The following is an 18,371-nucleotide window of genomic DNA, read 5'->3' as shown; positions in this document are numbered from 1 at the left end:
AGCAGTAAACGAAACGGGGCGAAGCGAGACGTGTGACGGTTTGTTTTCATGCTATGCCATTATACCATAAAACCAGAAGGATACTCTTCGAAAAAGAGGAAGGATCCGTAAACGGCCCAGGTCTCACCAGAAAGCCGTCCCCATAAAAAAAGCCCTTTGGTTGCATCACGCAACCAAAGGGCTTTGAAGGTGAAAGATCAATCAGCCGCTACACGGCTTCTTCGACCTCCATCTCGCTTAAGGGGGTAGAGGCGATCTCGCGGTCGAGATCCTTTTCAAGGGCCGCCACCACAAGGCCGGAGGAGTTGTCCCCGAAGATGTTGGTGGTGGTGCGGAACATATCGAGAATTCGGTCGATACCCGCCACGATGGCGATACCTTCCAGGGGAAGTCCCACGGATTCGAGCACCAGGGTCAGCATGATAAGACCGCCGCCCGGGATACTTGCCGTGCCGATGGAGGCCAGCACAGCGGTCATGACGATGGTCGCCTGCTGGGCGATGGAGAGATCCACCCCGTAGATGTTGGCCACGAACACGGCGCCGACGGCCTGGTAGAGGGCGGTGCCGTCCATGTTGATGGTCAGGGCCATGGGCAGGGTAAACCCGGAGACACGCTCAGGAACCCCGAGCTGCTTCTGGGCACGCATGGTAAAGGGAAAGGCCGCAGCAGCGCTGCAGGTACTCAGCCCCACAAGGGCCGGTTCAAACACCTTTTTGAAGTAGTGGATGGGGCTGACCCGCGCCAGGAACTTCACGGCGCCGGTATAGACGATGAGCACGTGGAGGGTACTTGCGATGAGGGTGGCCACGATCAGCTTGCCCATGGGCATGAGGATCGCCAGGCCGAACTTTCCGGAAGTCCAGGCGATGAGGGCAAACACCCCGTAAGGGGCCATGCGGATCACGATGTCGGAGAGTTTGAACATCACCTCGGCCAGGGCCGCAAAAAAGTCGGCCACGGGCTTGCCCTTGTCACCGGCAAGGGAGAGGGCGCCCCCGAAGAGAAGGGCAAAAATGATGATCTGAAGGACGTTGCCTTTGGCAAGGGCTTCGGCAGGGTTCAAGGGGACCATGTTGACAATCATCTGCATGGGAGAGACCTTGTCGGGCCGGGCAACGCTGGTCACCTCACCCAGGGCGAGTCCCGCGCCCGGCTGGAAGACGTTGGCCACCACCAGGCCGATGACAACGGCAAAAAAAGTGGTCACAATGAAGTAGGTAACGGTTTTTATCCCCAGGGAGCCGATCTTCTTGGGGTCCCCGGCACTGGTAACGCCGGTGACGAGGGTGGACAGGATCAGGGGAACCACGATGAGCCGGAGGCACCGGATGAAGATATCCCCGATGGGCTTCAGGTATTCGGCTTTCTCTCCCAACAGGATCCCGGCAAGAAAACCGGCAACCAGACCAATGATAATTTTGTGATACAATTTCAATTTCACGTCTTCATCTCCTAAGGGTGTAATAAATCGCAAAGCGACAGGATGCCTTCGGCGGTGCAGGCCGAAACCCCGTGCCGGAAGCCGTGGACCGGCTTCGCTGCCGCGGCATGGCCGGAATAAACAGCAATGCCGCCAGGCTGGACAGGCACGAACACAACAAACGTATGGAATGAGGAAACCAGGGCGCTGCCCGTAAAGCCCGTTCGATCAATGACGGCCTGTGGCAAGCCCGATTCGCATCGAAGCGCCTTAAGGGCGCGTGGGAAATTCTTCTGATGCGCTGTGGGATGGAAAATGTGATGACAGAAAAATCATTATCCGAATGGCAAATGATTGCAAGCAAAAACTGATGAACTTCATAAAAAATGTATATTATCAACAAAATAGGGGAATACCCCAGGCATTTTAGGGGTTTCCCCAATGGACACCCGGGGTGGGTATCGCCTACCTTGAGGGTCCGTGGAATAGAAAACATCCGTGGGGCTGAAAAAGAAGGTGTGATGACAATGCGGATCTATTATAGTAAATGCCCGGTCGTGGGAATCCGGGCGTTTATGACCACCACATGGAGCCGTACCATGAAGCCTTTTTTCAACGCAAAAAAAATTTCGACACGACAGGTCGCGACGGGTATCCTCATCCTTCTCGCCATGGCCTTCGGACGCCCCTTTCCCTGCGCAGGGGAAGGGGCCGTCACCCTGACCTACGCCACCAACACGGCACCGGTGGGCCTGCGCGGCATGGCCGAAAAAGCCTTTGTCGATGAGGTGGAACGCCTGGGCAAGGGAAAAATTCACATCAGGGTCTTCTGGGAACAATCCTATCTCAAAGACAAAGAGATCCTGGAAGGGGTCAAAGACGGCACCGTGGACATGGGGCACGTCAACATCAACTACTACCCCAGCCGCCTGGTCATCAACGGCGCCATCACCCTCTTTCAGCAGGGCCCTTCCGACTACGCCAACCGGATGTGGGTCTACGACACCATCTACGATGAAATCCCCCAGCTCAACGCCGAGTTCCTGAAGTACCGCCAGAAAATCGTCTACACCTATTCCGTGCTTCCCATTGCAGGGGCCTTTACCGAGCCCGTTTCCTCCCTTGCCGACTTCAGGCACCGCAGGGTGCGAGCTTCCAGCCGCTGGCTCCTCAAGGTTCTGGAAGGTGCCGGTGCCATCCCCGTCTCCCTGCCCTGGGCGGATACCTACATGGCCCTTAAAACCAACGCCCTTGAGGGGATCTACACCAACATCGACGCCATCCATCGCGTGGGGCTCGACAACGTGGCCCCCAACATCCTGGTATTCAAAGAGTTCTGGAACCCCGTCCCCTTCCATGTTACCATCAACATCGACACGTGGAATCGCTTGCCCCGGGAGGTCCAGGAGATCATCCGCACCGCATCGGCCAACTCCAAACGCCACTTCGCCGCCCTCTATCACCCCATGCTCAATGAAACGGTAGCCGCCCAGAGAGCGGCCGGTTGCGTCGTTGCCTTTGCCCGAAAAGAGGAAGTCGACACCTGGCTGAAGCTCCCCGAGGTTGGTAAAATCAAACAACTCTGGGTCAAGGAGGTAAGCCCCTTGATTCCTAAAATGGAGGCCAGGCGCATCCTGGAAAAGATGGAATCCATTGTGGGAGAAGGCATGGCAAAAGATCCCGACGCAAACTGAGAGGCATGCCCCCCCCTTCGTCTCCCAACCGTATCAAACTGTCCCACGAACCGTATCCAGGCGGGTCACTATGACCCAGGCCACCTCCTTTCCCTCACCGGAGCCCCCCTCGGTTGCCCTCTATTCCCATGCAACAAAAAGCGCCCCACATAAATATATTGACATATTAATTCATGCCATTGTGCGTCACACCGGGCCGGTGCAGCCACCTGAAAAATAAAAACACATCGCCCCTGGCCCTTCTTTTGCAGTTCCTGCATACCAACACGCACGGCGTGGGTTGAAAACAAGCATTCAACTGTCATCGTCACATCATACCCAAAGGAGTAACCACCATGACACACGCAGAAGCAGTCTACGGATTTTATATTCCCACCGTCACCCTCATGGGCGTTGGTTCCCATAAGCAGCTCGGGGAGCAGATCAAAACCCTGGGAGCCAAAAAGCCCCTGCTGGTCACGGACAAGGGGATCACAGACGCCGGTCTCACCGCACAGATCGCAGACCTGATCAAAGACGACACCGGCTGCGAGGTCGTTGTCTTTGACGAGACCGTGCCGAACCCCACGGATAAAAACGTGGCCGACGGCGTGGCTGTGTTCAAAGAGAGCGGCTGTGACATGATCATCACCCTGGGCGGAGGCAGCCCCCACGACTGCGGCAAGGGCATCGGCATCGTCGCAACCAACGGCGGGACCATCCATGATTACGAAGGGGTGGATCAGTCCACACAGGCCATGCCCCCCTTCATCGCCATCAACACCACGGCCGGTACGGCCAGCGAGATGACCCGGTTCTGCATCATCACCGACACCTCGCGCAAGGTGAAGATGGCCATCGTGGACTGGCGCGTGACCCCGGCCATCGCCATCAACGACCCCCTTCTCATGGTAGGCATGCCCTCTTCCCTCACCGCGGCCACGGGCATGGACGCCCTGACCCATGCCGTGGAGGCCTACGTCTCAACCATCGCCACCCCCGTCACCGACGCCTGCGCCCTTAAAGCCATCGAACTGGTCTCCGACTACCTCCGCCCGGTGGTGGCCAACGGCGATGACATCGAGGCCCGGGACAAGATGGCCTACGCCGAGTACCTGGCCGGCATGGCCTTCAACAACGCCAGCCTCGGCCATGTCCACGCCATGGCCCACCAGCTCGGAGGCTTCTACAACCTCCCCCACGGGGTGTGCAACGCCATCTTGCTGCCCCACGTCTCCCGATACAACCTCATCGCCCGACTCGACCGGTTCGTGGATATCGCCATTGCCATGGGGGAAAACGTGGAAGGGCTCTCCACCCGTGAGGCAGCGGAACTGGCCATCACCGCCATTCAGACCCTCTCCCGGGACATCGGCATCCCCGAAAACCTCACCGCCCTGGGCGTGAAAAAAGAAGATCTCCCCATCATGGCGGAGAACGCCCAGAAAGACGCCTGCGGCGTCACCAACCCCAGACGGCCTTCCCTTGAAGACGTCATCGAAATCTACATCGCAGCCCTTTAAGCGGAAAAACAAAAACACGGAAAAGCGAAAAAAGCCTCCGGCGGTCCTGCCGGGGGCCAACCTTTTGAAAAGGTTACCAAACAGGTTTTTATATAAGCTCACAGGTTGTGTGTGGGGGGGGGGGACGGGAGGGGTCCCGGTTTATCGGATATATCGTGGGGATTGATGGCACCGCCCCCAAAGGCCGGTAGCCCGTCGGGTGCACTCTGCGCACCGCGTTCGGGTCACCCAGGGTTTCGGTTTTACCGAGGCATTCGGGGCATGGCAGGCTTTCGTTTTGGTGCACGGAGTGCACCCTACGATTCGGCTCTTTCCAGGTCGCGGCCCAAAGGAGAACCAAAGCCTTCGATACTCCCCGAACACCCTTGTTCCCTGGAGTGCGGCGCTCCGTTTCGGCCGATTTTTCTCGGTTTTTTCGAGGGCCGTGGACAAACGATAACCAAGGCCCAAACGTCATTATAGACAAACGATTAACCCCATCTTTATGAGATCAGGCAAAAGTTTAGCCGCGGAGACATAAGCTGAATAGTTGCCCTAATGTTAGGGTTCCAGCAGCTTCCGGTAGAGGGTCTTTCGACTCACCCCCAGGAGCTCCGAGGCTTTGGACCGGTTGCCGTTGACGTGCTCCAGGACTTTGAGCATGTGCTTGCGCTCGATCTCTTTGAGGGGAAGAAAGGGGTCGTCGCCGCCGTCGCCACCCCCTGAGGCCAGGAGCTCGGCCGGAAGGGCCTGCTCGGTGATGAGGCTGTCTTCGGCCAGGATCACGCCACGCTCAATGACGTTATGCAGCTCCCGGACATTGCCGGGCCAGTCGTGGTTCATGAGGCACTGCATCACCTTTTTGGAGACCCGGCAGGCGGGCTGTTTGCCCACCCGAAGCTGTTCGAGGAAATACTCCAGGAGCACGGGGATCTCTTCCCGCCTCTCCCGCAAGGGGAGCAGCTCGATGTTGAACACATTGAGCCGGTGGTACAGGTCCTCACGAAAGCGTCCTGCGTCCACTTCCTTTCGCAGGTTGCGGTTGGTGGCAAAGAGGAACCGCACGTCTACTTTGCGCTCCTCCTTTTCTCCCACCCGCCTGAAGGTCTGGGTCTCCATGACCCGCAGCAGAGTGGCCTGCACCCCCACCGGGAGTTCACCGATTTCATCTAAAAAAAGCGTGCCTTCATGGGCCATGGAGAGAAGCCCGTCCCGGGACTCCGTGGCACCGGTAAAGGCCCCCTTGCAGTGGCCGAAGAGCTCGCTGCGCACCAGCTCTGCCTGAAGGGTCGCGCAGTTCTTGGTGATAAGGGGCTTTTCCGCCCGGGCGCTCTGTCGGTGAATCACCCGGGCCACCACGTTCTTTCCGGTTCCGCTCTCACCGGTGATCAAAACCGGCACCTGCACCGGTGAAACCTTGTCGATAAGAAACCGCACCCGATCCATGGAACCGGAATGGCCGATGATCTCCTGGGGATAGGCGGTTCGCTTCGCCTGCCCTCCTGACTGCCGGGCCATGGCCTCCCGCCGGGCCCGCACATGCTGAAAGGCCTTTTCAACCACCTGTTCCAGGGCATCCAGGTCAAAGGGTTTGGTGATGTAATCGCAGGCACCGTTTTTCATGGCCTCCACTGCGTCGTGCACCTCTCCGTAGCCGGTGATAAGGATCACCTGAACCCCGGGAAGGTCCTCCTGAAACTGCGCCATGAGCTCAAGGCCGTTGGCGTCGGGCAATCGGATGTCCAGGAGAATCACGTCAAAGGCCCAGCGGCGGATGGCGGCAAAGGCCTCGTCACCGCTGCCGGCTGTTTTGATGACCCGCCTGGGCGAGGCCATCTCTTTTTCGATGAGGCGGCGGATGGATTTTTCATCGTCCACCACCAGGATGTGCATCAGGTCCGAATGGGTCATTGGTTCTCCCCCATGGCCGGTATGGGAAGCTTCACATGGAAGGTGGATCCCAGGTTCTCGACACTCTCCACGGTGATCTCCCCTTTGTGCTGGCGAATGATGTTGTAGCAGGTGGACAGGCCGATGCCCGTGCCCTGGCCCACGGGTTTGGTGGTGAAAAACGGGTCGAAGAGTTTGTCCAGATTGTCCGACGGAATGCCGCAGCCCGTGTCCCTGACGGAGAGCACGATCCACCGGTCTGTTTTTCCGGTGCGGATGGTAATGGTACCCTTGTCCCTTATGGCCTCAAGGGCGTTGAAAATGAGGTTCAGAAGCACCTGCTTGAGCTCTGCCCCCACCCCCAGAACCGGGGGCACCGACTCATCCAGTTCCAGACAGATAAGCCGGGAGGTGCGACGGTTCAACTGGTACCGCAGCAGCTTCAACATCTCCAGCACCAGGGTTCGCAGGTCCACAGGGGCAAACACCCCCTCTTTTCTGGGGCTGAAGGTAAGCAGCTCGTGGACAATGTCCCGACACCGCTCCCCTTCACTTAAAATCGTCTCCAGGTACTCGGTAAAATCGGCCATAAGCTCCCGGGACTCGCGGGTGTCGTCCAGGCAGGCCTCCAGCCGGGACAGACGCCGGGTAAGCCCCTTGGCAAACCCGCTCACCGCCGTCAGGGGGTTGTTGATCTCGTGGGCCACCCCGGCGGCCAGCACCCCGATGGTGGCCATCTTCTCCGCGTGGTAGTACCGCGCCTGGTACTCCTTTTCCCGGGTCACGTCCCGCATCAGCAGGAGAAAACGGTAGCTCCGGCCGTTGGACCAGCGCATGGGAGAGGCCGTGATCTCGACCTGGTGGTTCTTCCCCCCCAGGGAAAAGATGGCCAGCTTCCGGCACACCCGGTTCGTCTCCCGGGCGATGACCATGGGGCAGTCCGGGCAGGGAGAGGTTCGATTCCTGAACACCCGGTAGCACACCTTCCCCTTCGGATCCTCCCGCTGAAACGCCTCGCTGAAGACGTGGTTCACCGAGATGATGGTAAAGTTAAAGGAGACCACCGCCATCACGTCGGTGATCCCGTCCAGAATGGCCTTGATCTCCCGCTGGCGGCGCTCCAGCTCTATGTTGGAGTCCCGGAGCTCTGCAATGGTCTTTTTGAGTTCGCCGAAAAAGCCCAGCTTGGTGTGCTCCAGGCCGATGATGTCTTCAAGGGTCGTTTGTCTCTTCATCACCATGCCGCCTCACAGATCCCCATCATATCCTCCACCGTGGCCTTCCGCGGGTTGCTCAGCACGCACGAGTCCTGGATGGCCATCTCACAGATCTGGGAGAGGTTCACCCGGGACGAAACGATATCCCTCAGGCGGGTGGCCACCCCCAGGGAAGCGAAATACGATTCCAGGCGCTCGATGCCCGCACGGGCTGTGGCCTCCGGGCTCGTCAGGGTTTTGCCGAGGATGATCCGCCCGATATCGGCCACCTTCTCCGGGCAGGCCGCCATGTTGAATCGCATCACGTGGGAAAGCAGCACGGGGTGGATCAGGCCGTGGACCACATCCAGCATCCCTCCCAGGGAGTGGGCCAGGGCATGGTCCACCCCCAGACCGGCGTTGCTGAAGGCCATGGCAGCAGAGGTGCCTGCGATGCTGAGCTGCTCCAGGTCGTCCAGACAGCCGGTTTCTAAGGCCCGGGGAAGATGGCGGATGATCAGCTCCATGGCTTTGAGAGAGTGAATTTCCGTGACAGGAAAGGCGATGGGGGAGAGATAGGACTCCACGGCGTGGGCAAAGGCGTCGATGGCCGAGGAGATGATGAGTTCACGGGACTTGGTGGTAAGCAGGATGGGATCGATGATGGAGATGTTGGGTACAAGGGTCCGGCTGATGATGGACATCTTCACGTGCCGCTCCACGTCCGTCACGATGGCAAACTGGGAGATGTCCGAGCCGCTCCCCGCGGTGGAGGGCATGAAAATCATGGGCGGCAGGGGCCGCTGGATCCGGTTTGCCCCTTCGTAGTCGTGGACACGCCCGCCGTTGCTTGCCACCAGCGCGATGCCCTTGGCCGCGTCCATGGGGCTTCCCCCGCCCAGGGCGATGACCACGTCACACCCCTCTTCCTGATAGAGCTCGGCCCCTTGCTCGATCTGCCAGTCCCGGGGGTTGGAAGAGACGTTGGAGTAGTGCACCCACCCCAGGTTTTTCTCTTCAAGGATCTCAAAAATAACATCGATCCAGCCGCTCTGTTCCAGCCCCGGGTCGGTGACGAAAAAAATCTTTTCCGCCCCCAGGCGCCTGGCACAGACGCTGGAGTACTTCAGGCTTTCCCGCCCGAAAAAAATCTCAGGCACGGAAAATTTCAGGACACCCATGGCAGTCCGCACACTTTCTATTCGTGGTCAGTATTTTATAGAAACCATAAATATATTTTAAGTAAATAGTTTCCTTATTTTTTGCAATCCTTCATTACCTGCAGCGTGGTGCCCTTGCCAATGTCAAGCCATCTTGAAAGGAGGGACTCCAGGAGCCATGGGCATGCTGCATGCAACCGCTGTTTCGATATCAAACCACCGTGATTTTCGCCAGGAAAATCCCTTCAAAAACGCCACGCAACGTCAGGGGCCCAGGCCCCTCGCCTGAAAACGAGCAAAGAGAATCACCACACCCGCTAAAAGCCCAACTCCACGAGTCCCTTGATAATGGCGTACTTGGTCAGCTCGGCCGTGCCGGAAATCTTGAGCTTCCGCTGGATATTGGCGCGATGGGCCTCCACGGTCTTGGGGCTGATGAAGAGCTGCTCGGCGATATCCCGGTTGGCGTGGCCCTCGGCGATGAGCTGGAGCACCTCCCGCTCGCGGTCGGAGAGCTTGTCGAGGCCTTCGGGTTCGGCGGTATCTCCCTCCTTCTGCTTCACGTAATAGGTGATCACCTTGCTTGAAATGTCCGGACTCAGGTAAGACTCGCCCTTGTGGGCCACATGGATGGCCTGGATGAGATCGGTGGTGGCCGATCGTTTCACCAGGTACCCGGAGGCACCGGCTCTGAGGGTCTCAAAAATGTACTCCTCGCTGGTGTGCATGGAGAGAATCAGGATTTTCAGCTCCGGGAACTTTTTTTTCAGCTGACGCGTGGCGTCCATGCCGTTTAATTCCGGCATGGTGATGTCCATGAGCACCACGTCCGGTGCGAGCTGCTCCACCATCTTGACGGCCTCCCGGCCGTTTTCCGCCTCCCCCACCACCTCGATATCGGGCTCCGCATGCAGCAGGGCGCAGAGCCCTTTGCGGACAATGGTATGGTCTTCGGCCACAAGCACCTTTATTTGGTTCATGTCGTCTCTTCCTTTTTTGCCTTCCACGGTATCTCCGTGACGATGGATGTCCCCTGGCCCGGGCTGGACCACAGGGTGAACCGCCCCCCCAGAAATGCGATGCGCTCACGCATCCCCAAAAGCCCCAGCTTGTGGTTCATGTCCCCCCCGGAGAGGACCGACTCCGGCTCAAAACCCACCCCGTCGTCCTCCACGGTAAAGACGATCATCCCGTCGGTGCGACGTTTCAGGGAGATGGTCACCCGGCTGGCCCGGGCATGTTTGACGATATTGTTCAGGGCCTCCTGGGCCAGCCGGTAGACGGCCGCTTCGATCTCCTCGGAGGGCCGCTCGGGAAAATCCGGGGCATCCAGGATAAGGGGGATATCCACCTTTTCACCGATTCGGCTCAGGTACCACCTCAGGGTGGGCCCCAGGCCAAAATCCCGCAGCATGGGAGGCCAGAGATTGATGGAGAGGTCATGGGCCTGCTCATACAGGCGGTTAACGATCTCTTCGGTGTCTGCAAGGAGCCCGGTGAGGTTGGCCCCGGCCCCTGAGTCGATCATCTTCTTCATGGCCGCAAGGTTCAATGTGGCGGCGGTGAGGGCCTGGCCGATCTCGTCGTGGAGCTCAAAGGAGATCTTCCGGCAGGTGGTCTCCTGCATCTCAAACACCTTGGCGGAAAGCCGCTCCAGCTCGTAGCCGTGCTGGAGGGTTGCCTGCATGAGGTTGACGCTCTGGATGGCCACGGCAAGGGAGGTGGCCACCTCCTTGACGATATCAAGGTTTTCGATGAGCAACCCGGGCTGATCAAACCGACACAGGTTCAAGGCCCCGATGAGCTCCTCGTTGGCCATGAGCGGGACACTCACGTAGCCGTCCATCCCCCCTTCCGACCGGTAGAACCCGGAGAGCAGTGCGTTTTTTCCGGCCTCATCTCCAGCCACCGTCATGCGCCGTCCCCGGGCAAGGGTTTCGGGATCAAACTCTCGGATTGGGTACGAGCTCCCTTCAGGCACCACGCGTCCCGAGGCTGTGTCCACGGCCACCACCGTGGCCCGCTCTTTGTCAAAATCAAAGGAGACCACACAGGCCCAGCGGCAGTCGTATAGATCCCGCACGTACCGGAGCACGTCCCGGACCGTCTCCGATGAGAAACTCCCGTCCAGAACCGCCCGGTCGATGGAGTTCAAGACGCGCAGCTGGTTGGAGTAGTAGGTCAGGGAAATCTCCACCCGTTTCCGCTTGAAGGTGTTGGCCACCAGCACCAGAATAATCATGCCCAGCCCGGCGATACTCAGGACAATGCCCCACACCAGCTTTTTGTAGGTGCTGTAAAAGGAAAAGGGCACATTGATCACCTCGGCCCCGGCTGGAAGGACGGCCTTTTTGAGCCTGAACCGCTCCATCTGGCTGTAATCGAACATATGCCGGTTCAGGCTCTCCTTGAACACCGGGATGGCCTGGACCGAGTTGCCGGACAAAAGGCGCAGGGCGATTTCGGCGGCTTTCTCTCCGTGGGCACTGCCGCTGGCCATCATCCCACCCACCACCCCGTAGCCCAGGTAGTTGTCCCAGAAGGTGTAAATGGGCGCGCTGGAGGCACGTGCCACGCGCTGGAGCCCCTCCTTCATGGAAAAGGTCCGCCCGGTGCGGTCCACGGTGAAATTGACAAACAGCACCACCGTGTCTTCAGGCAGGTGGCTCACCTCCCCCTGGAGCTCTTCCATGGTCATGGCCGGGATGAAACGAAAAAGGGACGGGTCGTCCATGGCTTTAAAATAGGTAACGATGGTTTTCAGGATGGCAATGCTGGTGTCGGTCTGGTCCACCACCACCAGAATCTCCCGGGTCCGGGGATGAAGGCGAAGGGCGGTGCGGACGGTCTCCAGGATGTCGATGCGCTCCACCACCCCGGTAAAGCGGTCGTGGCCGAACATCTCAAACTCTTCAAAATAGTTCACCCCGCAAAAAACCACCGGGGTGTCGGCAAAAATTTTTTTCTTCTCGTCCAAAAGAAAGCGGAAGGCCGAGTCATCCGTGGCGATGATCACGTCAAAGGGAACCTGTCGGTATTTTTCGTTGAAAAAATCCGCCAGGCGACGCGCCTGGCCCGCGTTGTCGAACCGTTCGGCGTCCATGTACTCGTAATAGACACTGAGGACCATGGACGAAGCGTCCGCACGCGCCAACCCTGCGTCAATGCCCTTTGAGATGCTGTCGTTCCACACGTGCCCCTTGTGAAAGGAGTGCAGGATCAGAATGTTCTGGTGGGGAGGTTCCTGGGCCTGGGCCTGGGGCACCAGCAACAGGAGGATCACGGCCGTGCACATCCATGAAACAAAAACCCGAACAGCTCTCTTGGCATCTGACACGATGGAAACCCCGAAACATAAAAACGGCCAGCGGCTGCACCCGAGGCCCAAAACAGGCCAACACCTTTGACCTGCGACAAAAACGCCCAACACCCTCGTTTGACGGGGGATGGTGGAAATCTATCAGCGTGCCCTGAAGAAAGCAAGCCGCGGTCCCTTGAAGGGAGCGCTTTTTCGTGTCATCAACGCAAAGCCCTTCCCAAGCAGAAACGTTTTCGATAACTATGGGCGTTAAAAGAGTCAACACCGAAACCCGGAGGCGTGTTCCACGGCCCCCAGAAAACGGAAAAACACGTACCTAATTAGCACTGAAGGACCACCCCCCATGCAATCCCCAACATTCGACCCCACCATGCTCCTGAAAGTCGCCCGAACCCCCATGCCCTTCGGAAAATACCAGGGCGTCCTCCTCGTGGACCTGCCCGAGCCCTATGTGGTGTGGTTTCATCAAGAAGGGTTTCCCAAGGGAAAGCTGGGGGAAATGCTGGGACTGGTCTATGAGATCAAGGTCAACGGGCTGGAGTATCTGTGTGAGCCGCTGAAATAGATAGTGAGTAGTGAGTAGTGAGTAGTGAGTAGTGCTCGGGAATTTTTACCCTCCTGCGTGTCAATGACTTCCGCACAAAAGCACGCCCCAGTTAGCAACCCGGCCAATAAAGGATTTTGCCCGGGTTTATTTCGGGAGTCGAGTGCACCTTCCTTCTGGTGTATTATTTTTGCGCCGCCCTCTATGACCTATTCACCATTACTATTCGCTATTCACCATTGACCACTTACTATTCACGGTTCACTATCCACCACATCCGTCCCCGGAGATCACCTTAAACGCCATCTTTTTGCGTTCCCTCTTCCAGAATTTTACGTTATGACAGCTCTATGACCACTCTCATCCTCACCGAAAAGCCCTCCGTGGCGGTTGACTTCTCCAAGGCCCTGGGCGTTCGCACAAAGCGCGAAGGGTACTTCGAGGGCAACGACACCCTGATCTGCTGGGCCGTGGGCCATCTGGTGGAGCTGTTCGCCCCCGAGGATTACAGCCCATCCTTTAAGAAATGGTCCCTGGATACCCTTCCCATCCTGCCGGAGCCCTTCAAGTACAAGCCCATCAAAAAAAGCGGTAAGCAGCTCTCGGTCATCAAGAAGCTCCTCAAAACCCCTGGACTTTCACGGGTGATTATCGCAACGGACGCAGGACGCGAAGGCGAGGTCATCGCCCGGACCATCCTGTTGCAGGCGGGATTTACGGACAAGGGGCGGATCATGCGCTTCTGGACAAGCCAGGCCCTTACCCCTGCCGTGGTGAGAAGCACGTTGAACCGGCTGAAACCCATCACCGACTACGACCGTCTCTGGCGTGCGGGGTACTACCGGCAGGTGGCGGACTGGATGGTGGGGATGAACGGGACCAGGGCCCTTACCGTGCGCCTGGGAGACCTCTACTCCGTGGGCAGGGTCCAGACGGCGGTCCTGGCCCTTCTGGTGCAGAGACGGCGGGAACGGGAAAACTTCAAGCCCGAGCCCTACCTTCTGATCAAGGTTCACTTTAAAAACGAAAAAGGCACCTGGATCGGCACCTGGTTCAAGGGCAAGGAGACGCGCCTCTTTGACCTGGAGGCAGCCGAGCGTTTAGTGGAGCGGCTCACCGCCGACACCTTGCCAGGCGAGGTGCTGTCTGCGGAAAAAGAGAAAAAATCGGAGCCCCCGCCCTTTCTCTTTTCCCTCACCGACCTCCAGCAGGAGGCCAACAAGCGGTTCGGGTTTCCCGCAAAAAAAACCCTGAACGTGGCACAGGGGCTCTATCAGGACAAAAAGTGCCTCTCCTACCCCCGCACCGACTCCCGGGTCCTGGGAACGCAGAATCTGGATATGGTCAAAAAGCTGGTGGAAAAACTCGCCCCGACAGCCCCGGCCCTGTTTGAAGGGGTGGACCACGGCCGCATCTCCCTTAGCAACAAGCGGGTCTTCAACGACGCCAAGCTCACGGACCACCACGCCCTGATCCCCTTAAAAAACCTGCCCCCGAGCGCCTCGGCAGACGAAGCAAAGATCTTTGAGCTGGTGCTCCGGCGGTTTGCCGCGGCCTTTCATCCCAACTGCCACTACGAAAACACAAAGATCGTCACCGGATTCTCGAAAGAGACCTTCCAGACCACGGGCAAAATCATCCTCTCTCCGGGATGGCGAAAGGCCTGGCCCGTAAAGGCCAAAAAAGAAGAAGAGGCCCACATCCCGCCCCTGGCCAAAGGGGACCCCGCCCACAAGCAGAAGGTGGCCGCCGAAAAGAAAGAGACCACCCCGCCCCCGGCCTACACCGATGCCCTGATCTTGAAAGAGATGACCAACCCGGGACGTTACGTTTCAGAAAAGGCCATGAAGGACCTCTTCCGGGGCGAGATCGGTATCGGCACCCAGTCCACACGCGCCCAGATTCTGGAGATCCTCATCATGCGCGAGTACGCAAAACGCGAGGGAAAAACCCTCACCGCCACGGACAAAGGCTGCTACCTGGTGGAGATGCTCCAGAAGACCGCCGTCAGCAGGGTCCTCACGTCGCCTGAAGAGACTGCCCGTTGGGAGATGAGCCTCAACCGCATCGCCTTAGGCGACAACGACGGTTCAAACGAGAATTTCCTTGCCGCCATCAAAGGGTTTGTCGAAAAATCCATGGAAGAGCTCAAAACCCTTGCCATGGAAGGCCAGGCGCCGGCCTCCCGCAAGAAGACCGGCGAGGTGGTGGGTCGCTGCCCGGCCTGCGGGGGCGAGGTCATCGAGGCCTACAAAAACTACACCTGCTCCTGCGGCTTCACCATCTGGAAAAAGATGGCCGGAAAGAACCTCACCCCGAACATGGTGGGACACCTCCTGCGCACCAAAAAGTCCGGTCCCTACAACGGATTTCTCTCCAAAAAGAAAAAGCGGTTCTCCGCCGCCATCCTCCTTGTACAGAAAGAGGGCACCTGGCAAACCACCTTTGACTTCGACACCAAGCCCAAAAAGACAGACAAAAAAAGCGAAGGCCCCGTGCCCTGGGCCTCCGAACGGCCTTCCTGCGAGTCAAACCAGGCCCAACAACCCGCACCCAAAACGTCCAAACCAGACGCAGCCCAGAAACCCCTGCCTCCCTGCCCCGCCTGTGGCGGCACCATCATCGAAGGCAAGAGGGGCTTTGGCTGCGCCAACTGGCCCGCGGACAAAGGCGGCTGCAGGTTTGTCATCTGGAAAACCCTCTTCGGCAGAGAGCTCACCCGCACCCAGCTCATCTCCCTGCTCTCCCTGAAACCCACCCGCCCATGCAGGCTCACGCGCCCCGACGGCCAGCCTGTCAAAACCCGCATCCGCCTCACCAACACCCCAAAGGGGTGGGTGGCCATGGCAGACCCGGACGAACTGGGACAGCATCATTTTCAGGTAGTTGCCTGCAGCCACGGCTAAACGTGTGCCCCCGGAAGCCAACCGTTTGTCAATTCTTATGAGCGGGGTTTCCGTCAAGGCGCAGCCCTACCGAAGCAACGGAACAGTGACAAGAACAAAGGAGTACCCCGCATCTTTGTTGCGAGGATTTTAGGGCTATGACAAAAATAAAATATACACGTATTGCCGTCTATAGCATTCCATGAAGGCCTTACCGATCGGTGAATTCCCGCCACCGCTCAAACGATCAATATTTCAGGATGTATAATTATTTTCCGGCCGAGCCCCTAGTTGCCTGACGCAAAGCGCGACACGTCAACGAGATGATTTTTTTTCCCGGAGGCAACCATCAGGGTGTGCATGGAAGGAAAGAGCAGCGGAACGCAATGTGATGCGACGCGGCTAAAAACAAGCCTGTTGCTTCCCTTGTTCACGTCTATCAACTCACCGTGGCTATGCCCTTGTCCCCATTTATCTTTAGACCCCATCAGGATAATTGAGTTCGGTCGCCCCCCTAAGGCAACGGCTGAATAAGCATGCTTGATACCCGATACAAAATGGTATTCTCTCGCAAGGCCCGGGACACTCCAGCTGTCGATCTGGCCTTTTTGTGTCACGGTATAGAGTTTGTCGCATGTATCGCTGAATGTAACGTTAATGACCCAGTTCCCCACTTCATAGGGTTGTATGGCCCCTTGTTTCACAAGAACAAGTTTATCGTCCTGACGCGTCACTTCCCAGACATCAATACCACCCGTTGAAGAGCCTACTGAAAGCCAGCGCCTGTCAGAACTCAAAGCCATTGATGTAGCAGAGCCCTCGAATTTATAGGTATCGTCATACATACCGCTTCGGGTGTCAAATACCTTTACGCGGCCTGAGCCGCATGCAAATACGACCTTGTAATCTTTTGTTTCTTCGAAGATTATAGACGCTTTACGCGCATCGGCAATTGTGGTTACCAAAGTCCCTGTCCTGAGATCCCACACTCTCGTTGCATCGTCAAAATGAGAATTTGTCAAGCCCATGGTACCGTCATCTGAGATGGTGATGTTGGTCACCCGCATGTTATGTGCCTTGAATTTCTGAGGAGCTTTCGTTCCGCTGGTATCATGCCACTCAACCATTCCGTTTTCATACCCCACACCCAGCACCCCGCACGCGGGGTTGTAGGCAAGCGCTTTAACCGAAGAACGTGTATCATACTGCAACCCCTCCAGGTATGCCCGCAGACCGGATTTCACGAATTCTGGTTTGGATTCCTGAAGTTCCGGGGCCTTTGGTTTGACGAACCGAGGGACCAGCAGGATGCAGAGGAGAACAAGCAGGACGGCTAACAACCCCTTTTTTTGGTATTCATTCATCATATATTTTTCTTTCAGCTATAGCGTAAATGATACATCAATTTCCACGAGACACCGTCTTTCGGTGGGTACCGGTCACATCAGTAAGAAAATGAGGCCCGAATCAACTTTTTTTCTTTGTACGTAAAATCAAATGCTTCCGGGAGCATGCCTTGATACACGGATCGATCAATTGCTCCCACGTGATATATAGGCGTGTCTTCGCGAATCCCGGTGACTGTGGAGGTCCCGGAATCACAGCAGATAAGAATACCGTTTACCTTGACATCGCTCTGATTATAAAAAATCCAGTTGATCGATGTCCGGCTCTCGAGAAACAGAAATACCGGGCCCTCGTCAGGGAGGGATACACGGACGTTATTGTAAAAATCGTCGGTGGTCTCACCCGAAATGTGAACGGTCCTGGCTGAATTCCTTAACGCTTTTTCAAAAAATACCTGGAGGTCATCTTTGCTGGGTGCATCGGGATAGTTCTTGACCGTTGCGCTAAAATTTGCCCTGTACCCATGGTTCTTGTACTCAATTCGAAGACGATGCGTTCCGGTTTCAAGGGGAATGGAAAGGCTCCCATTGGAGTCCAGCCCGTTGGGTATGGACACATCATCCAAAAAAAAGGAGGCCACTCCGTGTGTCGTCGAAGCGTACGATATGGGCAGGCTGCATGGCTCCTGGGCGTCAATGTTCGCCTCCCAAACGGCTTCAACGCTGCTGGCAGGAATTTTACAGAAAACGTCATCCTCATAATTAATGGAAGGACGCGGGACCGTTTCTGAGCTCACATGGTCCGTCCCGTTAAAATACATGGCCGAAAAGGTGCTGACTTTGTATGGCCGCGGTAAATTCAAGGGAGGCGGGTCCAATGGTTTGCTGGCGTCTGAAGGAACGCCAAGGCTGACTCCCCCCGTTTTTTTGAATCGCTGAAGCTCTTTGTTCAAGTATGACAACCGCGATCGTGTTGATTGTGTGGCAAGATTGAGATCAACAAAAAAACGTCCCTCACGGACTATGCCGCACGCCGTATTTCTCTCTTTCATCCACTGTATCTGTTCTTTTTTTAGCTTTCGTTTCTGCCTCTCGGTCAGAAAGCAACGCAATTGGTCATACGTTTCATTGAGTTGGGTATCTGCGGCCACATAACTCTTGGTGAGACAATAGACGCCATCAAAATCATTTGTTGGGTTGTCACAATTTCCTGCCAGAGCAAAGGCAGGCAGAAAAAGAAAAGCACTAAAAAAAACGGTCCGAAGTGTTTTCATCATACCCTACTTTCTAAAGATAAATATCGCGTAACATTTTCATGACTTAAGCAACCCCCGTCACCTTTAGACATAGCGTATAGAAAAGAAGTAAAAAAGTATATCTATATTATCTTTAAAGTGGAATACACCCCCTTACCTTCAGCCTGAGCCTCTCGC

12 protein-coding genes are annotated in these 18,371 nt (G+C 56.9%); 4 read left to right on the top strand and 8 right to left on the bottom strand.

Annotated elements, in window-relative coordinates:
* Positions 1 to 208 precede the first annotated feature (208 nt).
* Positions 209 to 1,444, bottom strand: a complete 1,236-nt coding sequence (locus BLQ12_RS16110; RefSeq protein ID WP_092211894.1) for a dicarboxylate/amino acid:cation symporter — start codon at positions 1,442 to 1,444, stop codon at positions 209 to 211.
* A gap of 554 nt (positions 1,445 to 1,998) precedes the next feature.
* Here BLQ12_RS16110 and dctP point away from each other — a divergent pair.
* Both dctP and BLQ12_RS16100 read left to right on the top strand, forming a co-directional pair.
* A complete protein-coding gene (gene dctP, locus BLQ12_RS16105) occupies positions 1,999 to 3,117 on the top strand; it encodes a TRAP transporter substrate-binding protein DctP (protein WP_175469863.1) in 1,119 nt (372 codons plus the stop codon).
* 335 nt (positions 3,118 to 3,452) lie between these two features.
* Positions 3,453 to 4,619, top strand: a complete 1,167-nt coding sequence (locus tag BLQ12_RS16100) for an iron-containing alcohol dehydrogenase (protein ID WP_092211890.1) — start codon at positions 3,453 to 3,455, stop codon at positions 4,617 to 4,619.
* Positions 4,620 to 5,159: 540 nt separating this feature from the next.
* On the opposite strand, the gene BLQ12_RS16095 is transcribed toward BLQ12_RS16100, so the two are convergent.
* From BLQ12_RS16095 to BLQ12_RS16075, 5 genes are all read right to left on the bottom strand, one after another.
* On the bottom strand, positions 5,160 to 6,509 hold the full coding sequence (locus BLQ12_RS16095) for a sigma-54-dependent transcriptional regulator (protein ID WP_092211888.1): 1,350 nt from the start codon (positions 6,507 to 6,509) through the stop codon (positions 5,160 to 5,162).
* Positions 6,506 to 7,723 carry a two-component system sensor histidine kinase NtrB gene (locus tag BLQ12_RS16090; RefSeq protein ID WP_175469862.1) on the bottom strand — a complete coding sequence of 406 codons (1,218 nt, stop codon included), beginning with the start codon at positions 7,721 to 7,723 and terminating at the stop codon, positions 6,506 to 6,508. Before BLQ12_RS16090 ends, BLQ12_RS16095 begins: the two co-directional genes overlap by 4 nt.
* Positions 7,723 to 8,865, bottom strand: a complete 1,143-nt coding sequence (locus BLQ12_RS16085; protein ID WP_092211886.1) for an iron-containing alcohol dehydrogenase — start codon at positions 8,863 to 8,865, stop codon at positions 7,723 to 7,725. Before BLQ12_RS16085 ends, BLQ12_RS16090 begins: the two co-directional genes overlap by 1 nt.
* A 296-nt stretch (positions 8,866 to 9,161) precedes the next feature.
* Positions 9,162 to 9,824: a response regulator gene (locus BLQ12_RS16080; protein ID WP_092211885.1), complete on the bottom strand. Its 663-nt coding sequence runs from the start codon at positions 9,822 to 9,824 to the stop codon at positions 9,162 to 9,164.
* Positions 9,821 to 12,127, bottom strand: coding sequence for an ATP-binding protein (locus tag BLQ12_RS16075; RefSeq protein ID WP_175469861.1), 2,307 nt, complete (start codon positions 12,125 to 12,127; stop codon positions 9,821 to 9,823). The genes BLQ12_RS16080 and BLQ12_RS16075 overlap by 4 nt, the downstream gene beginning before the upstream one ends.
* 379 nt (positions 12,128 to 12,506) lie before the next feature.
* Between BLQ12_RS16075 and BLQ12_RS16070 the strand changes: the two genes are divergently transcribed.
* Together BLQ12_RS16070 and topB are read left to right on the top strand one after the other, a co-directional pair.
* On the top strand, positions 12,507 to 12,728 hold the full coding sequence (locus BLQ12_RS16070; RefSeq protein ID WP_092211881.1) for a DUF3820 family protein: 222 nt from the start codon (positions 12,507 to 12,509) through the stop codon (positions 12,726 to 12,728).
* Between the two features lie 329 nt (positions 12,729 to 13,057).
* Positions 13,058 to 15,613, top strand: a complete 2,556-nt coding sequence (topB, locus tag BLQ12_RS16065; RefSeq protein ID WP_092211879.1) for a DNA topoisomerase III — start codon at positions 13,058 to 13,060, stop codon at positions 15,611 to 15,613.
* Between the two features lie 266 nt (positions 15,614 to 15,879).
* On the opposite strand, the gene BLQ12_RS16060 is transcribed toward topB, so the two are convergent.
* Complete coding sequence (locus BLQ12_RS16060; RefSeq protein ID WP_092211877.1) at positions 15,880 to 16,959, bottom strand: WD40 repeat domain-containing protein; 1,080 nt, start codon at positions 16,957 to 16,959, stop codon at positions 15,880 to 15,882.
* A 77-nt stretch (positions 16,960 to 17,036) separates the two neighbouring features.
* A complete protein-coding gene (locus BLQ12_RS16055; protein ID WP_092211875.1) occupies positions 17,037 to 18,215 on the bottom strand; it encodes a lysozyme inhibitor LprI family protein in 1,179 nt (392 codons plus the stop codon).
* Positions 18,216 to 18,371: the final 156 nt, after the last annotated feature.

This window comes from Desulfoluna spongiiphila (genome assembly GCF_900101345.1).
Taxonomy (GTDB): domain Bacteria; phylum Desulfobacterota; class Desulfobacteria; order Desulfobacterales; family Desulfolunaceae; genus Desulfoluna; species Desulfoluna spongiiphila.
This window is presented reverse-complemented; position numbering and strand designations above follow the sequence as displayed.